20 protein-coding genes are annotated in these 19,298 nt (G+C 73.4%); 2 read left to right on the top strand and 18 right to left on the bottom strand.

Annotation, left to right across the window (positions count from 1 at the left end; translation table 11 throughout):
- Nucleotides 1-163: 163 nt before the first annotated feature.
- From ABEA10_RS10685 to ABEA10_RS10755, 15 genes are all read right to left on the bottom strand, one after another.
- Entirely contained in the window at nucleotides 164-541 is a 378-nt protein-coding gene (locus ABEA10_RS10685) for a MerR family transcriptional regulator (protein ID WP_345461011.1), read from the bottom strand.
- Complete coding sequence (locus ABEA10_RS10690; protein ID WP_345461014.1) at nucleotides 541-1,566, bottom strand: MDR family NADP-dependent oxidoreductase; 1,026 nt, start codon at nucleotides 1,564-1,566, stop codon at nucleotides 541-543. Before ABEA10_RS10690 ends, ABEA10_RS10685 begins: the two co-directional genes overlap by 1 nt.
- Nucleotides 1,567-1,668: 102 nt before the next feature.
- Nucleotides 1,669-2,469, bottom strand: coding sequence for a family 1 encapsulin nanocompartment shell protein (locus ABEA10_RS10695; RefSeq protein WP_345461017.1), 801 nt, complete (start codon nucleotides 2,467-2,469; stop codon nucleotides 1,669-1,671).
- On the bottom strand, nucleotides 2,466-3,518 hold the full coding sequence (locus ABEA10_RS10700) for a Dyp-type peroxidase (RefSeq protein ID WP_345461020.1): 1,053 nt from the start codon (nucleotides 3,516-3,518) through the stop codon (nucleotides 2,466-2,468). The genes ABEA10_RS10695 and ABEA10_RS10700 overlap by 4 nt, the downstream gene beginning before the upstream one ends.
- Nucleotides 3,519-3,689: 171 nt before the next feature.
- Entirely contained in the window at nucleotides 3,690-4,226 is a 537-nt protein-coding gene (locus tag ABEA10_RS10705; protein WP_345461023.1) for a LysM peptidoglycan-binding domain-containing protein, read from the bottom strand.
- 29 nt (nucleotides 4,227-4,255) lie between these two features.
- Entirely contained in the window at nucleotides 4,256-5,179 is a 924-nt protein-coding gene (locus ABEA10_RS10710; protein WP_345461026.1) for a WXG100-like domain-containing protein, read from the bottom strand.
- Nucleotides 5,176-5,505: a YbaB/EbfC family nucleoid-associated protein gene (locus ABEA10_RS10715; protein WP_345461029.1), complete on the bottom strand. Its 330-nt coding sequence runs from the start codon at nucleotides 5,503-5,505 to the stop codon at nucleotides 5,176-5,178. The genes ABEA10_RS10710 and ABEA10_RS10715 overlap by 4 nt, the downstream gene beginning before the upstream one ends.
- A gap of 88 nt (nucleotides 5,506-5,593) precedes the next feature.
- A complete protein-coding gene (gene hpnH / locus ABEA10_RS10720) occupies nucleotides 5,594-6,598 on the bottom strand; it encodes an adenosyl-hopene transferase HpnH (protein WP_345461032.1) in 1,005 nt (334 codons plus the stop codon).
- Complete coding sequence (locus ABEA10_RS10725) at nucleotides 6,598-7,197, bottom strand: phosphorylase family protein (RefSeq protein WP_345461035.1); 600 nt, start codon at nucleotides 7,195-7,197, stop codon at nucleotides 6,598-6,600. The genes hpnH and ABEA10_RS10725 overlap by 1 nt, the downstream gene beginning before the upstream one ends.
- A complete protein-coding gene (gene shc / locus ABEA10_RS10730) occupies nucleotides 7,197-9,080 on the bottom strand; it encodes a squalene--hopene cyclase (protein WP_345461038.1) in 1,884 nt (627 codons plus the stop codon). The genes ABEA10_RS10725 and shc overlap by 1 nt, the downstream gene beginning before the upstream one ends.
- Nucleotides 9,081-10,094, bottom strand: coding sequence for a polyprenyl synthetase family protein (locus ABEA10_RS10735; protein WP_345461041.1), 1,014 nt, complete (start codon nucleotides 10,092-10,094; stop codon nucleotides 9,081-9,083).
- Nucleotides 10,091-11,416 carry a hydroxysqualene dehydroxylase HpnE gene (gene hpnE / locus ABEA10_RS10740; protein WP_345461044.1) on the bottom strand — a complete coding sequence of 442 codons (1,326 nt, stop codon included), beginning with the start codon at nucleotides 11,414-11,416 and terminating at the stop codon, nucleotides 10,091-10,093. The genes ABEA10_RS10735 and hpnE overlap by 4 nt, the downstream gene beginning before the upstream one ends.
- Before the next feature lie 123 nt (nucleotides 11,417-11,539).
- Nucleotides 11,540-12,397 carry a presqualene diphosphate synthase HpnD gene (hpnD, locus tag ABEA10_RS10745; RefSeq protein WP_345461047.1) on the bottom strand — a complete coding sequence of 286 codons (858 nt, stop codon included), beginning with the start codon at nucleotides 12,395-12,397 and terminating at the stop codon, nucleotides 11,540-11,542.
- Complete coding sequence (gene hpnC, locus ABEA10_RS10750) at nucleotides 12,394-13,248, bottom strand: squalene synthase HpnC (RefSeq protein ID WP_345461050.1); 855 nt, start codon at nucleotides 13,246-13,248, stop codon at nucleotides 12,394-12,396. Before hpnC ends, hpnD begins: the two co-directional genes overlap by 4 nt.
- Before the next feature lie 198 nt (nucleotides 13,249-13,446).
- Nucleotides 13,447-14,157: a polysaccharide deacetylase family protein gene (locus ABEA10_RS10755; protein ID WP_345461053.1), complete on the bottom strand. Its 711-nt coding sequence runs from the start codon at nucleotides 14,155-14,157 to the stop codon at nucleotides 13,447-13,449.
- Between the two features lie 29 nt (nucleotides 14,158-14,186).
- Between ABEA10_RS10755 and ABEA10_RS10760 the strand changes: the two genes are divergently transcribed.
- Nucleotides 14,187-15,248, top strand: coding sequence for an MGDG synthase family glycosyltransferase (locus ABEA10_RS10760; RefSeq protein WP_345461056.1), 1,062 nt, complete (start codon nucleotides 14,187-14,189; stop codon nucleotides 15,246-15,248).
- On the opposite strand, the gene ABEA10_RS10765 is transcribed toward ABEA10_RS10760, so the two are convergent.
- Nucleotides 15,229-16,089 carry a DMT family transporter gene (locus tag ABEA10_RS10765; RefSeq protein WP_345461059.1) on the bottom strand — a complete coding sequence of 287 codons (861 nt, stop codon included), beginning with the start codon at nucleotides 16,087-16,089 and terminating at the stop codon, nucleotides 15,229-15,231. The two genes, ABEA10_RS10760 and ABEA10_RS10765, sit on opposite strands and share 20 nt — an antisense overlap.
- Nucleotides 16,086-16,955, bottom strand: coding sequence for a DMT family transporter (locus ABEA10_RS10770; RefSeq protein WP_329261333.1), 870 nt, complete (start codon nucleotides 16,953-16,955; stop codon nucleotides 16,086-16,088). Before ABEA10_RS10770 ends, ABEA10_RS10765 begins: the two co-directional genes overlap by 4 nt.
- 62 nt (nucleotides 16,956-17,017) lie before the next feature.
- Here ABEA10_RS10770 and ABEA10_RS10775 point away from each other — a divergent pair, with 62 nt between their 5' ends.
- On the top strand, nucleotides 17,018-17,752 hold the full coding sequence (locus ABEA10_RS10775) for an SDR family NAD(P)-dependent oxidoreductase (RefSeq protein WP_345461072.1): 735 nt from the start codon (nucleotides 17,018-17,020) through the stop codon (nucleotides 17,750-17,752).
- Nucleotides 17,753-18,062: 310 nt separating this feature from the next.
- Here ABEA10_RS10775 and ABEA10_RS10780 read toward each other — a convergent pair whose 3' ends face one another.
- Nucleotides 18,063-19,100 carry a fatty acid desaturase family protein gene (locus ABEA10_RS10780; protein ID WP_345461075.1) on the bottom strand — a complete coding sequence of 346 codons (1,038 nt, stop codon included), beginning with the start codon at nucleotides 19,098-19,100 and terminating at the stop codon, nucleotides 18,063-18,065.
- Nucleotides 19,101-19,298: the final 198 nt, after the last annotated feature.

A 19,298-nucleotide genomic window follows, 5' to 3' on the forward strand; every position in this document is an offset into this window, starting at 1 on the left:
AGTCGTTGGGTCAGACCCGGCCGGGAGGCGCTCATCTACATCATCACTGTCAGTCGTCGTCTTCGAACCGGCCGGTGTCCGGCGCGGTGCGCAGCGGCGCACCGGACACCCGCCGGTCCTCGTCTTCATGACCGGTATCCGGCACGAAGCGCACCGGCGTCCGTCAGGTGCGGGCCTCGGCCGGAGTGACGCGCGCCGCGAGGTTGTCGCGGATACGGGTCAGGCGGGTGATCTCCTCATCCAGCGCGGCGATACGACGCTGGACGACTCCCGAGCCCGCGCACGCGGCCGGATCCCCGTACGGCGGCAGGGCATCGCTCTCGACGGCGTCCAGGCGGTCCGCGAAGCTGCGGACGTCGGCGACCGTCAGGCCGAGTGAGAGCAGCTGGCGGATGATCCGGACGCGGGCCACGTCGCGCGGTCCGTACTCCCGCTGTCCGGTCGCGGTGCGCCGCGGCGGCGGCATCAGCCCGTTCTGCTCGTAGAACCGCAGAGCGCGGGGCGTGGTCCCCGCCGCTGCCGCCGCGTCGCCGATCCGCATCAGTCCTCCAGTGCCACCACGACCGTGCCCAGGTGCCGCCCGCTCATCATGTCGTGCAACGCCCGGGGCGCGTTCTCGATGCCCGGAACGCGGACGTACGGGAAGACGATCTCACCGGAGCTCAGCCAGCCCGCGAACCGGTCGAGCCACTCGCCGTCCGCGTCCGCCCGGCCCGGGTCGCTGTAGCCGATCATCGAGATCCGCTTGACGATGAGCGCGAACGAGTCGAGTTCGACCGGGGCCGTCGTACCGCCGCCTCGTTCGGACATCTGCCCCGACAAGGCTCCGACCAGCACGAACCTGGCCTCTTGGCGGGCCACCGCCACGGCCGCACGCAGGTCCTCGCCGCCGACGTTGTCGAACAGGACGTCCACGCCGTCCGGTGCGGCCTCGGCGAGCTGTTCCTCCAGCGGGCGCGCGCCGCGGACCACGGCCGCGTCGTAGCCGAACTCGGTCACCATCCGCTCCGCCTTGGCCGGGGAGCCCGTGCTTCCGACGACCCGGCCCGCGCCGAGCAGCCGGGCGATCTGGCCGGCCATCGACCCCACCGACCCGGCGCCGCCGGAGACGAACACGACGTCGCCGGGCCGCACCTGAGCGCGGGTGAGCGCGCCGTGGGCGGTACGGGCCTGGGCGAGGTGCGCGACCGGGTCCGGCAGGGTGTCGCCGAGGGGCTCGCACTCGCCCGCGTCCAGGACGGCGTACTCACGCCAGCCCTGCCAGTGCGCGACCAGCTCACCGGGGCGCAGGCCAGCGCCGGACGGGGCCGTGACGACCTCGCCGATCGCCGGGCCGAACAGCGGGTCGCCGGGGCGCAGCCCGGCGAACGGCGCTCCTTCGACGCTTCCGCCGATCAGCGTGCGCAGCGCGGCGAACACGTGGAAGAAGCGGTTCTTGACCAGCACCTCGCCGGGTCCGGGCTCGGGAACCGGGACCTCGGCGACGGTGAAGTCCTCCGGCCGTGGAATCCCGGACGGCGCCGCGGCGAGACGCACCTCACGTGACGTACGGGGGTGTTCGGACATCGTTCACTCCTCAGGAGAACGCGCGACAGAAAGCGCCGCACGTTAACTCCTGACCCGCACGTCAGGGGCAAGCCCGCCGTCTCACGAAGTGGACGGCGGACCTCACGCGCCGCGGAGCGGGACGACGGCCTCGCTCGTGTAGGCGAGGAAGGTGAACGACTCCTGGAAGTACAGCTCGACGCTGGTCGCGTCGTGCGACAGGTAGCCGATCGAGACGTCCTGGCCGATGCGCAGCTCGAAGTCGCCACCACGCGTCGACAGCAGGAACGCGCCGTCGATGGCCGGAGCCCAGACGATCTCCCCGTCCAGCAGGCGGGCGATGTGCTGGTGGATCGGGTACCCGTGGTCGGAGGTCTCGCTCACCGCGGTGAAGGCGTCGGCGCTGAGCGCCAGGGTGTACGGGCCACCGACGCCCGCCAGGCGGAGGGTGCTCACGGCATGGCTGACGGCGTCCGTATAGTCGCGGACGTCGTCCGGCAGGGTGATCGCCGGGTTGGACGAGCCGGCGCGCAGGCCCGTGATGCCGGCCGCGGCATATCCCTCGAAGACCGCGCGGTCCTCGGCGAAGGCGATCTGGCGGGCGGCGTCCTTCACAGGCTGCCAGTCGGCGTCCTTGGCTCCGCGCTCGACGTCGTCGACCTGCCGGCGGTCGACCGTGAACGGCACCCGCAGTTCGACGATGGGCTGGACCCGGCGCGTACGGGCGATGACGCCCTCGGCGGGCGCGGCGACGTCGTCCAGGTGACCGGTCGCCACCGCCGACAGCTCGATGCCTCCGGGCTCGGGCACGTCGACGATCCGGCGGGCGGCCACGTGGCGCTCGAACGTCCGGCGGGCCTCCTCCTCCAGGTCGGCCCAGGCGGCGGAGGAGATCGGGGCGAGTTCGCGGTGCAGGTTGTTCATCGCGTGATCGTTCCTTTCAGGTCGCCGATCCCCAGCGAGCCGTCGTGTGAAACTTCGGTGGTCGTGGGCCGGGTCTCGACGCCGGCCCGCGACCCGGGCGATTCCGGCGGGCCGGGCGGGTCGTCGAGCAGGTCGGCGCTCGGGACGAAGAACAGGGTGCCGGTCACGGCGGTGGAGAAGTCCAGAATCCGGTCGTGGCTCGCGTTCTCGTCGCCGAGGAACATGCGCTCGAGCATCCGCTCGGTGACGTCCGGCGTGCGGGCGTAACCGATGAAGTACGTGCCGAACTCGCCGCGTCCCACGGACCCGAAGGGCATGTTGTCGCGCAGGATCTGGCGTTCGGTGCCGTCGGGGTCGACGATCGTGGTGAGCGCGACGTGGGAGTCGGCCGGCTTGACGTCGTCGTCCAGCTCGATGTCGTCGAGCTTCGTACGGCCGATGACCTTCTCCTGCGCCTCGACCGTCAGATCGTTCCACGCCTGGAGGTCGTGCAGGTACTTCTGCACGATGACGTAGCTGCCGCCGGCGAAGTCGGCGTCCTCCTCGCCGATCAGCACCGCGTCCTCCGCCTCCGGCCCTTCCGGGTTCTCGGTGCCGTCGACGAAGCCGAGCAGGTCACGGACGTCCAGGTACTTGAAGCCGTACACCTCGTCGCGCACGGTCACCGCGCCGCGCAGCCGCTTCATGATCTGCGTCGCCAGCGCGAAGCACAGGTCGTGCCGCTGGGCGCGGATGTGGAACAGCAGGTCGCCCGGCGTGGAGACCGCGTGGTGCACCGGGCCGGTCAGCTCCCGGAAGGGGTGCAGCCCGGCGGGACGCGGCCCGCCGAACAGACGGTCCCACGCCTCCGAGCCGATGCCCGTCACGCAGCTCAGCCGGTCGTCCGGTGCCGGGAAGCCGATCGAGCGCCGCAGCCCGGCCAGGTCGGGCAGCAGCTCGCGTACGGCGGACTCCCCGCCCGGGTCGATCGTCACCACCAGGAATATCGCCGCCCTGGTCAGCGGGCTGAGCACCGCCTGCGGCTCGGCATGCTCGTTCGGCTCCCCCATCGGCGCCTCTTTCCTGTGCTCGTCCGGTCCGGGCCGTGGCGCCGGCGGTCGTCTGCCCTCACCGGACGGACACGGCCGCCGACCGGCTCGGGACTCGCCACGATACCGAGCCGCGCGGGCCCGGCCACGGGCCGGGTGACCGGGTCATCCGCCGCCGGGCCGCGGTGGGTGCTACTGCTCGGCGGCCCGCAGGGCGGCTTCCAGGACGCGGACCGTGTTCTCCCATTCGGTGCCGGCGTGGCGGTCCGCCATGTCGCGCAGGCCCCCGGCGACGTTGCGGTAGAAGTCCGCGAACGCGGTGACGCCGTCGAGGGCGCGCGCGGCCGAGGTCTCATAGCCGGTCCGACCCTCGGCGCCCTTGTAGAACTTCGTTCCTAGGTCGTCACCGCCCCAGAAGTTCCCGATGGCGTCCAGCGCGCTCCGCGCCGCCGCGAGCTTCGTGCCGATCTCACCGCCTTCGTCGTGCAGCGCGCCCGCGACGGAGCGAATGTAGCCCGGGTGGACCTCCGTGGGCGGCAGGGCGAGCCGCATGCCGACCCGGAGACCCCCCGGGTCGTCGCCGATGACGGCGCGGTTGGCCTCGTAGATGTCGCGCCACTTGGAGGGGTCCTCGTACAGGTCCTGGGCGATGCCCGTCAGCGTGCTGTGGGGCGTGTCCCACGGGGTGACGGTGACGTGGGTCGGCGGCACCGGGGGCAGCGGTGTCATGGCGGGTCCTCCTGGAGGGTCGGGTCGGGTCAGCCGGCCGGCTTGTGCGCCATGGTCCCGTAGAGGAGCACCCGCAGCGTCGTGTCCTTGGCGGTGGGGACCAGGTCGTCGCCGCTCTTGCCGTTGAGAGCGCCGTAGGTGGGCCCGTAGCCGATGGAGCCGCCCGCCAGCCGGGAGACGAAGTACTGCACGTCCTTGTTGCTGGTGATCGCGCTCACCGGTTTGATCGCGACGTCGAACACGCCGTAGAAGGCGACGGAGGCGAGGAACTCCTTCATGACCTCCTCGATGTTGTCGCCCCACGAGCCGACGTCGTCGCCCCGCAGCGCCTTGACCCCGTCCATCACGGCGACGTCGCCGACGGCGAAGAACGCGCTGCCGATGGAGTACTCCGTCAGCTTGGCGAGCAGCGTGCGGGCGATCGCGCTCTCCAGCAGCTTGGCCAGGATCCCGGCCTCCGCTCGCCGCATGAGGAACTGGGTGATCTCGTAAGCGGCGCCCGCCTGCCAGGGGAACGTGGTGATGAACATCGCGCTCGCGAAGTTGGCCCACGCCATGGTGGCGAAGGTGTGCTGCGCCTTCTCGACGAGCGACGCGTACTCCTCGCAGGCCTCGCTCATGCGCCGGCACAGGTCGGCGAGCCGCGTCGCCTCGCCTCTGGCCGGAGCGTCCGGGGCGGCGTACTTGTGCCAGAACTTCGCGAAGGCCTCGACGCCCTCGCCCGCGTTGTTCGTCGTGATCGCGTGCGCGGCGTCGTCGCCGTTCCGCCCCCAGTCCAGGACGTCGCCGGCGAGATCGGCCCACACCTGGCCCGCCTGACGCGCCCGGGCGGGGTCGCCCTCGGGGTACGGGGTGGCCAGCATGGAGAAGACCAGGAGCGCGATGTTCCCGCCGACGAAGAGCTCACCCGGGTGAAATCCTCCCGCAAGGCGCACTCCGCTCAGCGCTGTCACGGGCCCTCCTGCTCGCCGAACGGCGACTCGGCGGTGAACTCGGGAAACGCCTCGCGCATCTTGGCCGCCGTCTCGTGCTGGAGCAGGTCGAGGGCGTCGTTCGTCATCTCGACGAGGCGCCCGGCGAGCTCCTCCACGTCGAGGCGTTTCACCCGGGGATCGAGGATGAGCGCGTGCAGACGGCCGTGGCCGCCGACCGTGAGTTCGATCAGCCCGTCGTTGCTCTTGGCCTCGATCGCGACGGCCGACAGCTCGTCCCGCACCTTGCGGGACCGTTCTTGGAGTGCGCGCAGCTCCGCTTCCAGCGTTTCCCGGTCGGCGTCCACAGGCCCCCCGCATTGTCGGTTAAACCCATCGACATAGTAGAGCCCAGGCGTCCCATCTTGATCAACGGCGGTCTGGCACCGTCCCGGCTCACGTCTGTCTCAGGGCTCGCAGCGACTCGCGCAAAGAGCTGAGCGTAGCGAAGACAGCGGTCGGTTCATATCCGCAGTGGGCCATGCAGTTGGCGCACCGCGGGTCGTTGCCCCGGCCGTAACGGCTCCAGTCGGTGTCCTCGACCAGCTCCCGGTACGTGGAGGCGTACCCGTCCGCCATCAGGTAACAGGGACGCTGCCACCCGTACAGCGAGTAGGACGGGATCGCCCACGCCGTGCAGGGGAAGTCCACCTTGCCCTCGAGGAAGTCCAGGAACAGGGGCGTGTGGTTGAAACGCCACCGGCGGCGGTCGCCCTGGGCGAACACCTCGCGGAACAGCCGGCGCGTCTGCTGGACCCCGAGGAAGTGCTCCTGGTCCGGCGCCTTCTCGTACGCGTAGCCCGGAGAGATCATGATCTCGTCCACCCGCAGGTCGTCGTTGAGGTAGTCGAGCACCTCGATCACCGACTGCGGGCTGTCGGTGTTGAAGAACGTCGTGTTCGTGGTGACCCGGAAGCCGCGGCGCCGGCACTCGCGGATCGCCTCGACCGCGTCGTCGAAGACGCCCTCCTTGCAGACGGACGCGTCGTGGCGTTCGCGCAGCCCGTCGATGTGCACGGTCCAGGCGAAGTACGGCGACGGCGTGAACTCGTCGAGCTTCTTCGGGATCAGCAGGGCGTTCGTGCAGAGGAACACGTACTTCCTGCGGGCGACGAGCTCGCGGACCAGCTCGCCGATCTGCGGATGCATGAGGGGTTCCCCGCCGGCGATGGAGACCATCGGCGCGCCGCACTCCTCGATCGCCGCCACGGCCTGCTCGACCGGCATGCGCCGGCGCAGCACGTCGGCGGGATGCTGGATCTTCCCGCAGCCGGCGCACTTGAGGTTGCAGGCGAACAGCGGCTCCAGCTCGACGAGCAGCGGGTACTTGGCCCGCCGCCGGAGCTTCTGACCGAGGATGTACGCGGCGACGCGGACCGCCTGGCGCAGCGGCATTGCCATCACGGACCGCCCTTCTCCGAGGAGGCCGCCGCCGTGAGGTGCACGGCCTTCGCCCAGTTCACCAGCGCCGGCCCGATGCGGCGCAACGTACGGCGGGCGGCCAGGCCGCCGGTGACGGCGGCGGGGCTCAGCAGCGGACGGCCGGGCGTGTCCACGATCGCGCGCACGACCGTCACCGGACGGCCGTCCGCGGCGGCCACGAGCGGCCCGGCCTCCATGTCGACCGCCCGCGCGCCGGTACCGGCCAGGCGCCGCCGCTCGCGCTCCCGCACCAGGTGGCCGGTGGTGATCAGCGGCCCGGTCTGCGCGCGGACGCCGAGCCGCGCCAGCTCGCACGCCAGCGTCTCGGGTGCGGCGCACGGCAACCGGCGGTCGTCGAACCAGACCTCGGTCGCCACGAGGACGTCGCCCGGCCGGAGCGTGGCGTCCAGCGCGCCGCCGAAGCCCGTGACCGCCATGGCGTCGCAGCCGTGCAGGTACGGGGCGCGGCGGGTCCCGAGACCGGTCCGGATCACCAGGGCCTCCGGCGGCCCGACGGGCAGACCGTGGCGTACCGCGCGGGCCTCCACGGCCAGCGGCGCGCAGACGAGGAGGCGCATCAGGACTCGACCGCCCGCAGGTAGCGGCCGAGCGCGCTGATCGGGAAGACCAGCCGGTACAGGTGGTAGTTGATGTAGAAGTCGCCGGGGAAGCCGGTGCCGGTGAAGTACGGCTCGTCCCAGGTGCCGTCGTCGTTCTGGTGGTCGACGAGCCAGGCCACGCCCCGTTCGACGGCCGGGCCCCGCTCCCCCGCGGCGAGCAGGGCGATCAGCGCCCAGGCGGTCTGTGAGGCGGTGGAGGCGCCGCGCCCGACCCATGCGGGGTCGTCGTAGGAGCGCAGGTCCTCGCCCCAGCCGCCGTCGTCGTTCTGGTGCGCCTCCAGCCACGTGACGGCTCGCCGTACGCACGCGGAGCCCGGCCGGATGCCCGCCGCGACGAGGGCGGGGACGACCGCTCCGGTGCCGTAGACGTGGTTGGCGCCCCAGCGGCCGTACCAGGATCCGTCCGGTTCCTGCGCCTTGAGCAGCCAGGTGACCGCGCGGCGCGTGACCGGCTCCCCGGCGTGCCCCTCGGCGACCAGGGCCTCGACGACGTGGGCGGTCACGTCGGCCGACGGCGGGTCGATGACGGCGCCGAAGTCGCAGAACGGCAGCTTGGTGCAGAGCGTGCGGGTGTTGTCGGCGTCGAACGCGCCGAAGCCTCCGTCGCGGCTCGCCATGCCCGACAGCCAACGCACGCCGCGCTCGATCGCCGGACGCGCGTCCGGGTGCGCGACGCGCCGCAGCGCCAGGATCACCTCGGCCGTGTCGTCGGTGTCGGGGTAACCGTCGTTGTCGAACTCGAACGCCCACCCGCCCGGCGGCAGCGACGGCCGGCGTACGGACCAGTCGCCGGGGCCGCGGATCTCCTCGCCGAGCATCCACCCGGCGGCCTGGACGAGGGCCGGATGGTCTCCGGGCGTACCGGCGTCCAGCAGGGCGCTCATGGCCAGCGCGGTGTCCCAGACCGGCGACTGGCAGGCCTCCAGGCGACGGCCCTGCTCGTCCTCGATGGTGAACCGGACCAGGCCCCGCAGCCCGTTCCGCATCACCGGGTGGTCGACGTCGTAGCCCTCCAGGCTCAGGGCGATCAGGGAGTACACCCACGGCGGCTGGATCCCGCCCCAGGACCCGTCGGCCTCCTGACGCGCCACGATCCACTCGGCGGCGCGCCGGAGGGCGGCCCGGCGCAGGCCCGGCAGGGGCCGCCGCTGGTAGCGGTGCAGCGCGCGGTCCAGCGCGGTGAAGGCCGTCTCCCAGCCCGGCGCGGGCCGCCGGGCGGCGGGACGGCCGGTCCGCAGCTCGGCCAGGTCGAACGGCAGCGGACGCACCGGCCGGTGCGCGCTGACGATGGTGAGCGGCACGATGGTCTGCCGTGCCCAGCACGCCCAGTCGTAGACGTTGAGCGGGAACCACGGCGGCAGGAACATCAGCTCCGGCGGCAGAACGGGCAGGGCGTCCCAGGACCACTGGCCGAACATCGCCAGCCAGATCCGGGTGAACACCCGGCTCGCCTCGATCCCGCCCTCCCGGTGGACGAAGTCGCGCGCGGCCCGCAGGTGCGGGGCGTCGGGCGCGTCGCCGGCCAGCCGCAGCGCGGCGTACGCCTCGATCGTCGTGGACAGGTCGCCGGGGCCGCCGTGGAAGTTCGCCCACGTGCCGTCCTCGCGCTGCTGCGAACGGATCCACCGGGCCGCCCCCGCCGTCTCGCGCGGGGTACGGACGCCGAGGAACTCCCGCAGGAGCAGGTCCTCGGCGTCCATCGTGACGTTCGTCTGCAGTTCACCCTTCCACCAGCCCCGTGGGGACCGCAGGTCGAGAAGGTGGTCGGTCGCCGCGTCGAGGGCGGCCTGCGTACGGGCGGCCGGGTGCGAGGTCTGGAGTGAAGTCTGGGAAGTGGTCATCTAGTGGTCCCGAGAGGTGATGAAGCGGGCGATGTCGGAGAACTCGGCGCGTACGTCGGCGGGCATCGGTGTGCCGCCGAGGATGCGTTCGGAGGCGTCGAGGTGGTGCTGGGCCTGTTTCTCGGCCCATGCCCGGCCGCCGGCCTGGTCGATGAGCTGGGCGGCCTCGCGCAGGTCCGCCTCGGACAGGCGCCCGGAACCGCCGAGCAGCTCGGCCAGCCGCCGGCCGGCGACGGTGTCGCCGGTCAGCGCGGCCACGGCCGGAAGGGTCTTCTTGCGCGCCCGCAGGTCCGACAGGGCGGGTTTGCCGGTGGTCCGGGGGTCGCCCCAGATGCCGAGCAGGTCATCGGACAGCTGGAAGGCCATGCCGAGCTCGGCGCCGTACGCCGCCAGCGCCGTCACCAGCGGCTGGGGCGCCTCGACGAACAGGGCGCCGATGGAGCAGGCGCAGGCCAGCAGCGCCCCGGTCTTGTCGGCCGCCATCCGGCGGCACTCCTCCACCCCGACGTCCTGCCGGCGCTCGAAGTCCAGGTCCGCGGCCTGCCCGGCGATGAGCCGCTGCGTGGCGGCGCTCAGGCAGCGGGCCGCGCCGACGGCGCCGCGGGTGCCCTGTTCGAGCAGGAGGTCCATGGCCAGGATGAGCAGGGCGTCACCGGTGAGGATGGCGGCCGACCGGCCGAAGACCACCCAGGCCGTCGGCCGGTGCCGCCGCGTGCGGTCGTCGTCCATGATGTCGTCGTGGAGCAGGGAGAACGCGTGCACCAGCTCCACGGCGGCCGCGGCCGTCGCGCCGCGCAGCGGGTCCGCCCCGGCGGCCCGCGCGGACAGTACCGCGAGGGTGAGCCGCAGGCTCTTGCCGCCCGTGCGCACCGGGCGGCCCTCCGCGTCGTTCCAGCCGAGGTGGTAGCCGGCCACCCGCGCGGTGAGCGGGTCGAGCCGGGCGACGGCCTCCCGCAGCACCGGCTCGGCCACCCGCCGCGCGGCCTGGACGGACTCCGACAGGTCGCCCGTCATGACGGTCCGTTCCGTTCGAGGTGCCGCCGGACGAGGGCGGCGGCGGTCAGGCCGCTGCGCACGGCACCCTCCATCGTGTCGGGCCAGCCGGTGTCGGTCCACGCGCCGGCGAGGTAGAGCCCCGGCCACCGGGTGGCGGGGGACGGGCGGAGCGCGCCGCTGCCCGGCCCCTGCCGGAAGGTGGCGTGACGCTCGCGGGTGACGAAGAAGTCGGTGACGCGCGCGGCGCGTGCGGCCGGGAAGACCCGTTCGAGCGCCGGCAGGAAGACCGCGCGGACCTCCGCCGCGGGCCGGTCGATCCAGTCACGTGCCGCCGACACCGAGACGGTCAGGTACTGGCCGCGGTCCGGGCCGCCGACGGTGGTCCGGTCGAAGACCCACTGCACCGGCGAGTCGACGACGGCGGCGAACGCCAGCTCGGTGACCGGCCGGTCGTAGACCACGTGGACGTTCACGATCGGGCTGGCGCCCAGGCCGCTCCACCGGTCGCGGTCCGGCGCCGCCTCGCGCGGGACCAGCTCGGCGGCCTGCCGGTGCGGCGTGGCGACCACCACGGCCGCGGCCTCCTCCCGTACGCCGTCCAGGAGCACCGTCGGGCCCGGTTCGATGGCCTTGACCTTCGCGGACAGGCGCACCTCGCCTCCGCGGGCCTCGATGGCGGCACGGGCGGGCACGCCGTGCAGGTCGCCCAGCGGGACGGCGGGCACGCCGATGTCGGCGGCGTCCGCGCGGCCGAACAGGGCCGTGCGGAACACCATCGCCGCCGGGCCCACGGCCGCCTGGTCCATGCCGATGTTGAGCGCGGCCACCGCGAACAGCTCCCACAGCAGGCGCCGTGCGGACCCGTCCTGCCCGTGGGCGGCCAGCCAGGTGTCCAGGTCGATGGCGTCGAGCGCGGGATCGGCCGGGTCGGCCCGGCCGAGCGCCACGGCGGCGCGTACGGCACGCAGCCGGGCGGCGGCCGGCAGCAGCGGGTAGCGGGCCAGGGCCGGCAGCAGGTGGAAGGGGTCGGGCAGCCGTCCGCGCCGCAGCCGCGCGGACCGCCCGTGCGGGCCGAGCACCGGCACGTCGAACCGGTCCTGGATCCGCACGTGCCCGGCCGAGCCGATCCGCTCCAGCAGGGTCCGGTACGCGGTGCAGCAGCGCAGGAAGACGTGCTGGCCGTTGTCGACGGTGAGCCCGTCCCGCTCGAACGAGTACGTCGCGCCGCCCAGCCGCGGGCGCGCCTCGTACAGCGTCACTGGCCGGCCCGTCTCGGCCACGGCGAGGGTGGCGGCGATGCCCGCCAGCCCGCCGCCGATGACGGCGACGCGGCCGGTCATGAGTCCTCCTTCGTCGGGGAGGGTGACCACAGGGGCGCGTCTTCGATTCCCTCGCTTCGCTCGGTCATGAGCCCTCCTTCGCCGGAAGGGGTGACCACAGGGGCGCGTTCCCGATTCCCTCGGTCATAGCTGCGCTCCGGTGAGCGAGCGCGCGGCGACCATCGTCTTGTCCCAACGCGACAGCGACAGGCGGGTGCTGAGCGCTCCGGCCGGGTCGGCGGCGATGCGCGCCAGCAGGCGCCGGTAGATCCCGGCCATCGCCGCGGTGCAGGCGGCGCTGCGGCGGTCGAGCATCGGCACCAGCCGGTCACCGTGCTCGTACCACGTGCGCGCGCGTTCGGCCTCGAAGCGCACGAGCGCGGCGAGCCGGTCGGGCGGGTCGGTGAACTCCCCGGACCCGTCCATGTCGAGCGTGCACCCGAACCGCTCCAGGTCCTCCGCGGGCACGTAGATGCGGCCCGCCAGCCGGTCCTCGCGGATGTCGCGCAGGATGTTGGTGAGCTGCAGCGCGACGCCGAGCGCGTCCGCGAGCGGCTCGGCCGTGTCGGGGTCGGAGGTGCCGAAGACGCCGAGCGACAGCCGCCCGACCGACCCGGCGACGCACCGGCAGTAGGCCAGCAGGCTGCCGAACCGCTCGTACGACACGCCCTCGACGTCCGCCGCGCAGCCGTCGATCAGCTCTTCGAAGGCCCGCATCGGGATCGGGAACCGCCGCGCGGCGTCGCACAGGGCGATCAGCACGGGGTCGCCCGGGTGCGGCTCGGGCCGGCGCAGCGCGATACGGGCCTCGGACAGGCGCGTCAGCCGCTGGGCGGCCGGCCCGTTGCCGTCCCCGATGTCGTCGATGCGGCGGGCGAAGGCGTACACCGCGCTGAGCGCGCGGCGCTTGGCGGGCGGCAGCAGGCGGATGCCGTAGGCGAAGTTGCGCGCCCGTTCGCGGACGACCTGCTCGCAGTGCCGGTAGGCCTCGGCCGTGGTCACCGTGCCGCCTTTCGTCCCAGTCCGGTCCGGCCCACGGCAGCCACCGGCCATTCGGCCAGCAGCCTGCGGGTGGCGGGCCGTACAGCCCGGCCCACCACGTCGTGGTCGGCCCGTTCGAGGGCCGCGACGGCGGCGCGCCCGCCGGCGACGTACCCCGCCACCGCGAGCCGCGCGAACCCGGTCAGCGAGGCCGCGAGCGGTCCCCCGGAGTCCAGCAGGGCCTTCGCGCGGCGGGTCTGCAGCGCCAGGACCCGGCGCAGCGGCACGGGCGTCGGCGCCCGGACCAGGTCCTCCTCGGTGGCACCGAAGCGGCGCAGGTCCTCGGCCGGCAGGTAGACCCGGCCCCGCGCGTGGTCCTCGGCGACGTCCTGGCAGTGCTCGATGATCTGGAGCGCCGTGCAGACGTGGTCCGACAGGGCGAACCGCGACGGGTCGGCCCGGCCGAAGACGTGCAGCACGATGTGCCCGACCGGATTGGCGGACAGCTCGCAGTAGCCGAGCAGTTCGTCGAAGGTCGTGTACCGCGGCACCGACTGGTCGCGGCGGTTCGCCTCCACGAGCCGGCGGAACGGCTCCGGCGGGATCGCGCAGGCCTCGACCGTGCCGGCGAGCGCACGGATGAAGGGCAGACGCGGCGCCGATCCCGTGTAGAGGCGCGTCAGGTCGGCATCGATCGAATCGAGATAGGAAAGCCGCCACGCGGGTGCCGTCTCGTCCCCGGCATCGTCCACCGAACGAGCGAAACGATAAACGTTCATCAGGTGGCCGCGATAACGGCGTGGCAGCAGGCGTGAGGCGACGGGAAAGTTCTCGTGCCGAGCCTTGCGCACGACGTCTCGCCTGGTGGGCACGCTGGACAGCATGAAGGAATGATCTCCGCCATGCCGTCGAATAAACTCAGACGCAGTCCAGCACCCTGCACATTACCCAATTTAGACAACGCATTATCGGATGCGAATGGCACGCTTATGGTAAATGCGACACCAAGTCCGGGCCAACGATTCGCGCGCCGGTGCCGCGGTGGCGTCCGGCGACCTCCGGGCGACCGGTCAGGCCACTCCGTGGTCCCGCAGCGCCCCGACGCGAAGCCCTTCGGCGCGGCAGCGGCCCACGAGCTCCGGGAGCGCGCCGAGCGCCGACCGCCACGCCCCGGGAGCGGAGGTGTGGTCGGAGTCGTGCAACAGGACGGTGGCTCCGCCGCGCAGGTCCGGCTCCAGCGTTTCCAGCACCGATCGCGCGGAGGCGCCGGCCGTCCAGTCCCGGCCCCACGCGCTCCACAGCACGGGCCGCAGGCCGCACCGGCCGGCCTGCGCGAGCGCCTCGGCGCTGAGCACACCGTAGGGCGGGCGATACCACGCGGGGGGCACACCGGTGACCGCGGTGACCAGCGCGGCGGTCGCGCGGATCTCGGCCGCGGTCCGGCCGGGCCGGGTGGCGAGGGCGTAGCGGTGCCGCCAGCCGTGGACGGCGATCTCGTGGCCCTCCTCGACGACGCGGCGGCCGAGGCCGGGATGGCGTTCGAGCATTTCTCCCAGCACGAAGAAGGTCGCCGAGCAGCCGAGCCGCCGCAGCTCGTCCAGGAAGCACGGCGTCGAGCGCGGGTCGGGCCCGTCGTCGAAGGTCAGTGCGACGTGGTCGGCGGCGCCGGTCCCCGCCAGACCGGGGAAGACGCGGCGTACGGCCGGCAGCCAGGTCGCGGCCGGCGCGACGTGGACCGCGGCGACCGCGGCCGCCGCGATCGCGATCGGCGCGTGCCTCACGGTCTCCAGTGTGCGGAAGGAGATCGCCGGTGTCGACCCGACGCGTGCTGATCCTGAGCGCGGGGATGGGCGCCGGGCACGACCGGGTCGCGGGCGAGCTCGCGCGCCGCCTGGCCACGACGGGAATCGACGCGGAGGTGACCGACGTCCTCGACCTGCTGCCACTGCGATCCGGGCGTGGGATGCGCCGCTGGTACGGCTGGACGGTGCATCACGCGCCGTGGCTGTACGCCGGGATCTACCGGGTCTTCTTCACCTCACCGCGGGCGCCGGCGATCTCACCGTTCACCGCCCTGCTCGCGGCGCGGTTGGAGGAGCTGGTCCGCCGGCGGGCGCCGTCCGCGCTGGTCTCGACGTTCCACGTGGCCGCGCAGGCCGCCGGGCACCTGCGCGCACACGGCCGTCTCCCGGTGCCCAGCCTGGTGATGGTGACCGACTTCGCGGTCCACCGGCTCTGGCTGCATCCGGGCAACGACGGCCATCTGTGCCTGACGCCCGCCGCCGTCCGCGAGGTCCGGGCGGCGACCGGACGCCCGGCGTGGTGTCACGCGCCCGTCGTACGGCCGGAGTTCCGGCGGCCCCGCGCCACGCCTGTGGTCGGATCCGACGGCCGGCCGCGTGTCCTGGTCACCGCCGGCTCGTGGGGCGTGGGGCGGATCGAGGAGACGGCTCGGGTGCTGGCGGGCTCGGGACGCTACCTGCCCGTCGTCCTGTGCGGAGAGAACCGGCGGCTACGCCGGCGCCTGGCCCGTACCGGCGGCTGTGTCGCCCTCGGCTGGCGTGAGGACGTGCCGGAGCTGATGTCCGCCTCGTACGCCGTCATCGACAACGCGTCCGGGCTGACCTGCGAGGAGGCGGTCGCCGCCGGGGTTCCGGTGATCTGCTACCGGCCGATCCCCGGGCACGGCCTGGCGGGCGCGCGGGCGATGGCGCGTGCCGGGGTGGGCGTTCACGCGCGGGACGGCGCGGAGCTTCTCGCCGCGCTGGACCGGCTGAGGTCGCCCCTCGAACGCGGCCGGCGGGTCAGGCGGGCGGGCGCCCTGTTCGAGCGGCGGCCGGTCGAGGACCTGCTCAGGTGCCTGCTGCCATGACCTTGTGGCGGCGGAACGGCGGCGACTGGGCCAGCAGCGTGCTGCCGTACACGATCAGTCCGATGGCGAAGATCTCGAGCACCGACCAGGCGCCCAGCCGGATGGTCTCGCCGAACAGGCCCACGCCGTACCCGATGCTCGCGACCGGGTCCGCGACGGTCAGCGCCGGCTGTACGGCGACGAGTGATCCGCTCTGGAAGGCGTTCTGGAGCAGGAAGAGGCTGACCAGCCCGGCCAGGATCATGGCGTACACCGTCCAGGTCGTCAGCAGGGTGGCCGGGTGCTGCACCTCCCGCACGGCCTGCTTCATCAGCGCGGCGGTGAAGGAGAAGCCCAGGCCGGCCGCGACCCCGAGGATCGCGGCGCGGCCCGCGCCGGTCGCCAGCCGCGCCGCCGTCAGCAGGAGGGCGACCAACCCGAGGGTGACGAGCGTGGCGACCGCCCACATCGCGCGGCCGGGGATCTGGTGGCCCTCCGACGGCCTGGCCCCCAGCAGGAGCATCGCCAGCCCGGCGGTGAGCACGCCGACGGCCAGCCACGACCGGTGGTCCAGCCGGACGCGGAACACCCGGCCGATGAACACCATCGTCAGCGGGAGCTCCACCACGAGGATCGGCTGGACCAGGGAGAGCCCCCCGAACATGAGTGCGGCGGCCTGGAACGCGAACCCGCCGATGAGCGCGGCGATGCCGCCGAGCCAGGCGGGCCGGTGCATGAGGTAGGCGATGAGGCCGAGCCGGAATGCCTGGCCTGGCGGGGCGGTACGCGCCGCACGCCGTTGGAGCACGGACGCGAGCGCGTTGCTCGCGGCGGCCAGCACGGCCAGCGCGACGGCGATCATCGCTGCCTCTCCCTCTCGACCGTCTGCCGCTTGCCCAGGTACGGCGACCGGCCGAGGACCACGATGCCGCCGACCATCATCAGCAGGCCGATGACCATCGCGGCGAGGGCCTCCGGAGTGGTCCGGACGCGCTCGTAGAAGATCAGGATGCCCAGGACGATGCCGATCAGCGGTTCGGCCGCGGTCGCGGCGGGCAGCGAGATCCGCAGCGGGGCGGCGTCGAACGCGCTCTGGGCGAGCAGCAGCCCGGCGACCGCGACGAGGATCATCCCGTAGGGCAGCCAGCTCCGCACCAGGCCGCCCACGCCGTGCCCGAGCACGAGCAGGGAGCCGCGCGTCAGCACGTCCTGAACGCCCCACAGCATCCCGGCGGCCGCGGCGAGCAGCATGGCCTTCGTACGCAGCGACCGTGGCCGCGCCAGCAGCACGAGGATCACCACGAGGGCGATGACGATCGCGGCGATGAGCCAGTTGGTCGACGCCGGGCCCGGTGGTCGCCCGGCGTGAGGGCGGCCGAAGGCGAGGAACAGGCCGGACCCGGCCGTCACGAGGAGTCCTCCCTGCCAGACCCTGCGGTTCAGCGGCTCGCGGTAGAGCACGTGCGCGAAGACCAGCGCGAACAGCAGGTTGGTGGCCAGGATCGGCTCGACCGAGGCCAGGTCGGACTCGTCGAGGGCCGTCGCGCCCAGCACCTGGCCGCCGACCATCGCGGCGATGCCCAGCAGCCACAGCCGGTTGCGCGCCAGGTGACTGAGCAGCTTCAGGTGCAGCATCTCGCCGAGCGGCTCGCGGTAGGCGGCGTGCTGCTGGGCGACGAAGCCGATCCCGATGAGGCAGGCCGCCGCCAGTGCGAAAAAGATCTTCATCGGGCCGGCCCGCCGGTCAACCGGTCCGTGAGCATCGTCGCGCGGGTGGGCAGGATCGGCTCATGAGGCTCGACGATCGCCTGGTACTGATCACGGGCGCCTCCTCCGGCATCGGCGCGGCGACCGCGCGGGCGATGGCGGGCGCCCAGGCGCGGCTGCTGCTGACCGGGCGGAACCGCGCGGCCCTGGACGCCGTCGCCGCCGAGACCGGCGGGCGGGCGGTCGCCGCCGACCTGACGACCGGCGCCGCGGCGCTCGCGTCCGAGGCGGGGCCGGTCGACGTGCTCGTGGCCAACGCCGGGGCGGGCTGGGCCGGGCCGTTCGCCACCATGCCGGAACGGACCATCGACGACCTGCTGGCGGTCGACCTCGCCGCGCCGATGCGGCTCACGCGGCTGCTGCTGCCGGGGATGGTCGCGCGGGGCCGCGGCCACGTCGTCTTCGTGGCCTCGATCGCGGGCGTCGTCGGCGTGCCGGGCGAGGCGGTGTACTCCGCCGCCAAGGCCGGCCTGATCGCCTTCGCCGAGGCGCTGCGCGCCGAGACCGCCGTCGGCGTGTCCGTGGTGCTGCCCGGCGTGGTCGACACGCCCTTCTTCGACCGGCGCGGCGCGCCGTACGACCGGGCCCGCCCGGTCCCCGTGCCGGCCGCGCGGGTGGCACGGGCCATCGTCGGCGCGGTCGAGCGCGAGCGGCCCGAGGTGTACGTGCCGGGATGGCTGGAGGCGCCGGCCCGGCTCAGGGGCGCGGCGCCCGGCGTCTTCCGGCGGCTCGCCGCGCTCCTCGGCGGTCTTTCGTAGATCCCGTGCGCGAATCCGGACAGCGGGCCGATGAGACACCCCTCAGCGTGGGACAGGGCCGGCTCGCGGCTCATCTGGTCTCCCGTTCCCCCGCCCCCCCACGTGTGGGCCGCGCCGTCAGCGCGCGGAGCGGGGACCGCGCCGGCGGCGGAACCGGAGGCCGCCGACGAAGATGTCGATCAGGAGGACCAGCGCCCCGATGACATGATCCAAAGGACGATCGCCACGACCGCCAGGAGCCAGAGGGCACCCATCGCGGACGTTCCCTCGTTGGGCGGACTCGCAGGCCATCCCATGGTATCTCGCCTGGTCAGACGGCTTTCGCCCCGCTACCGACGTCGTGCAGGTGGCGGAGCGCCGTGGCGTAGGACTCGATGAGGCCCTCCTCGGTGTAGGGGAGGCCGGAGAAACGGCAGTGGTCGCGCACGAGCGGCTGCGCGCGCCGCAGGTGCGGGCGCGGCATGCTCGGGAACAGGTGGTGCTCGATCTGGTAGTTGAGCCCGCCGAGGAACCAGTCGGTCAGCGCGCCCCCACGGACGTTGCGGGAGGTCAGGACCTGCTTGTGCAGGTGGTCCCAGCGCTCGCCCGGCCCCGGCATGGGCATGCCCTTGTGGTTCGGGGCGAACGCGCAGCCGAGGTGGAGGCCGAGCAGCGCCTGGTGCGCGAGGACGAACGCGATCGCCGCGCCCGGCGACAGCACGGTGAACAGCAGCCCGAGGTAAGCGCCGAAGTGCGCGCACAGCAGCAGTGCCTCCGCGCACGCCTGCCCGCGCCGGTCGCCGCGACGGCAGCGGCTCACGACGTGACGGACGCTGCTCACCTTGAGGTTGATGCCCTCCAGGAGCAGCAGCGGGAGGAAGAGCCGGCCCTGGTTGCGGGTGAACCAGCGGGCGAACGCCCCACGGCGGCCGGCCGCCTGGTCCGTGGACCAGACGAGGACACCCGGGCTGACGTCCGGGTCCTTGTCCTGGTGGTTGGGGTTGGCATGGTGCCGGTTGTGCTTGTCGGTCCACCAGCCGTAGCTCAGCCCGAGCCCGAGGTTCCCGACGAGGAGCCCCAGCAGCCGGTTGGCCCTCCGGGTGGCGGCGATCTGCCCGTGCCCGGCGTCGTGGCCGACGAAGTACAGGCGGGTCGTGAACAGGGCGGCCGGCAGCACCAGCACCGCCTGCCACCACGAGGCGCCGACCAACGCGACCGCTCCCCAGACCGCGGCGTAGGCGAGCACGTCCAGCCCGATCAGCCACGCGTAGCGGCCGCGGCGGCGTTCCAGCAGCCCGTGGGCGCGGATCTGCTGGACCAGTGGCGCGAACCCGCTCCGGGCCACGGTCACGTCGGGTGTCAGGGTCATCGAGATCTCCTCGGGACGGCTCCGGACGCACCCCGCCCCTCCGGGAGCGCGGACGCCGTGATCAGTTGACTGAAACCGTAGGAACGGCGGGAGCGGCGTCCCAGCCGGTCAGCCCCCGTACCGGGGTTCGTGTAACCCCGCATCCGGGGTGGTGCTGGCCCCACCCCCCGGGACGCCGAGACGTCAGGGCCGCCGCGC

It is taken from the genome of Actinoallomurus oryzae, assembly GCF_039541955.1.
Classification (GTDB): Bacteria; Actinomycetota; Actinomycetes; order Streptosporangiales; family Streptosporangiaceae; genus Actinoallomurus; species Actinoallomurus oryzae.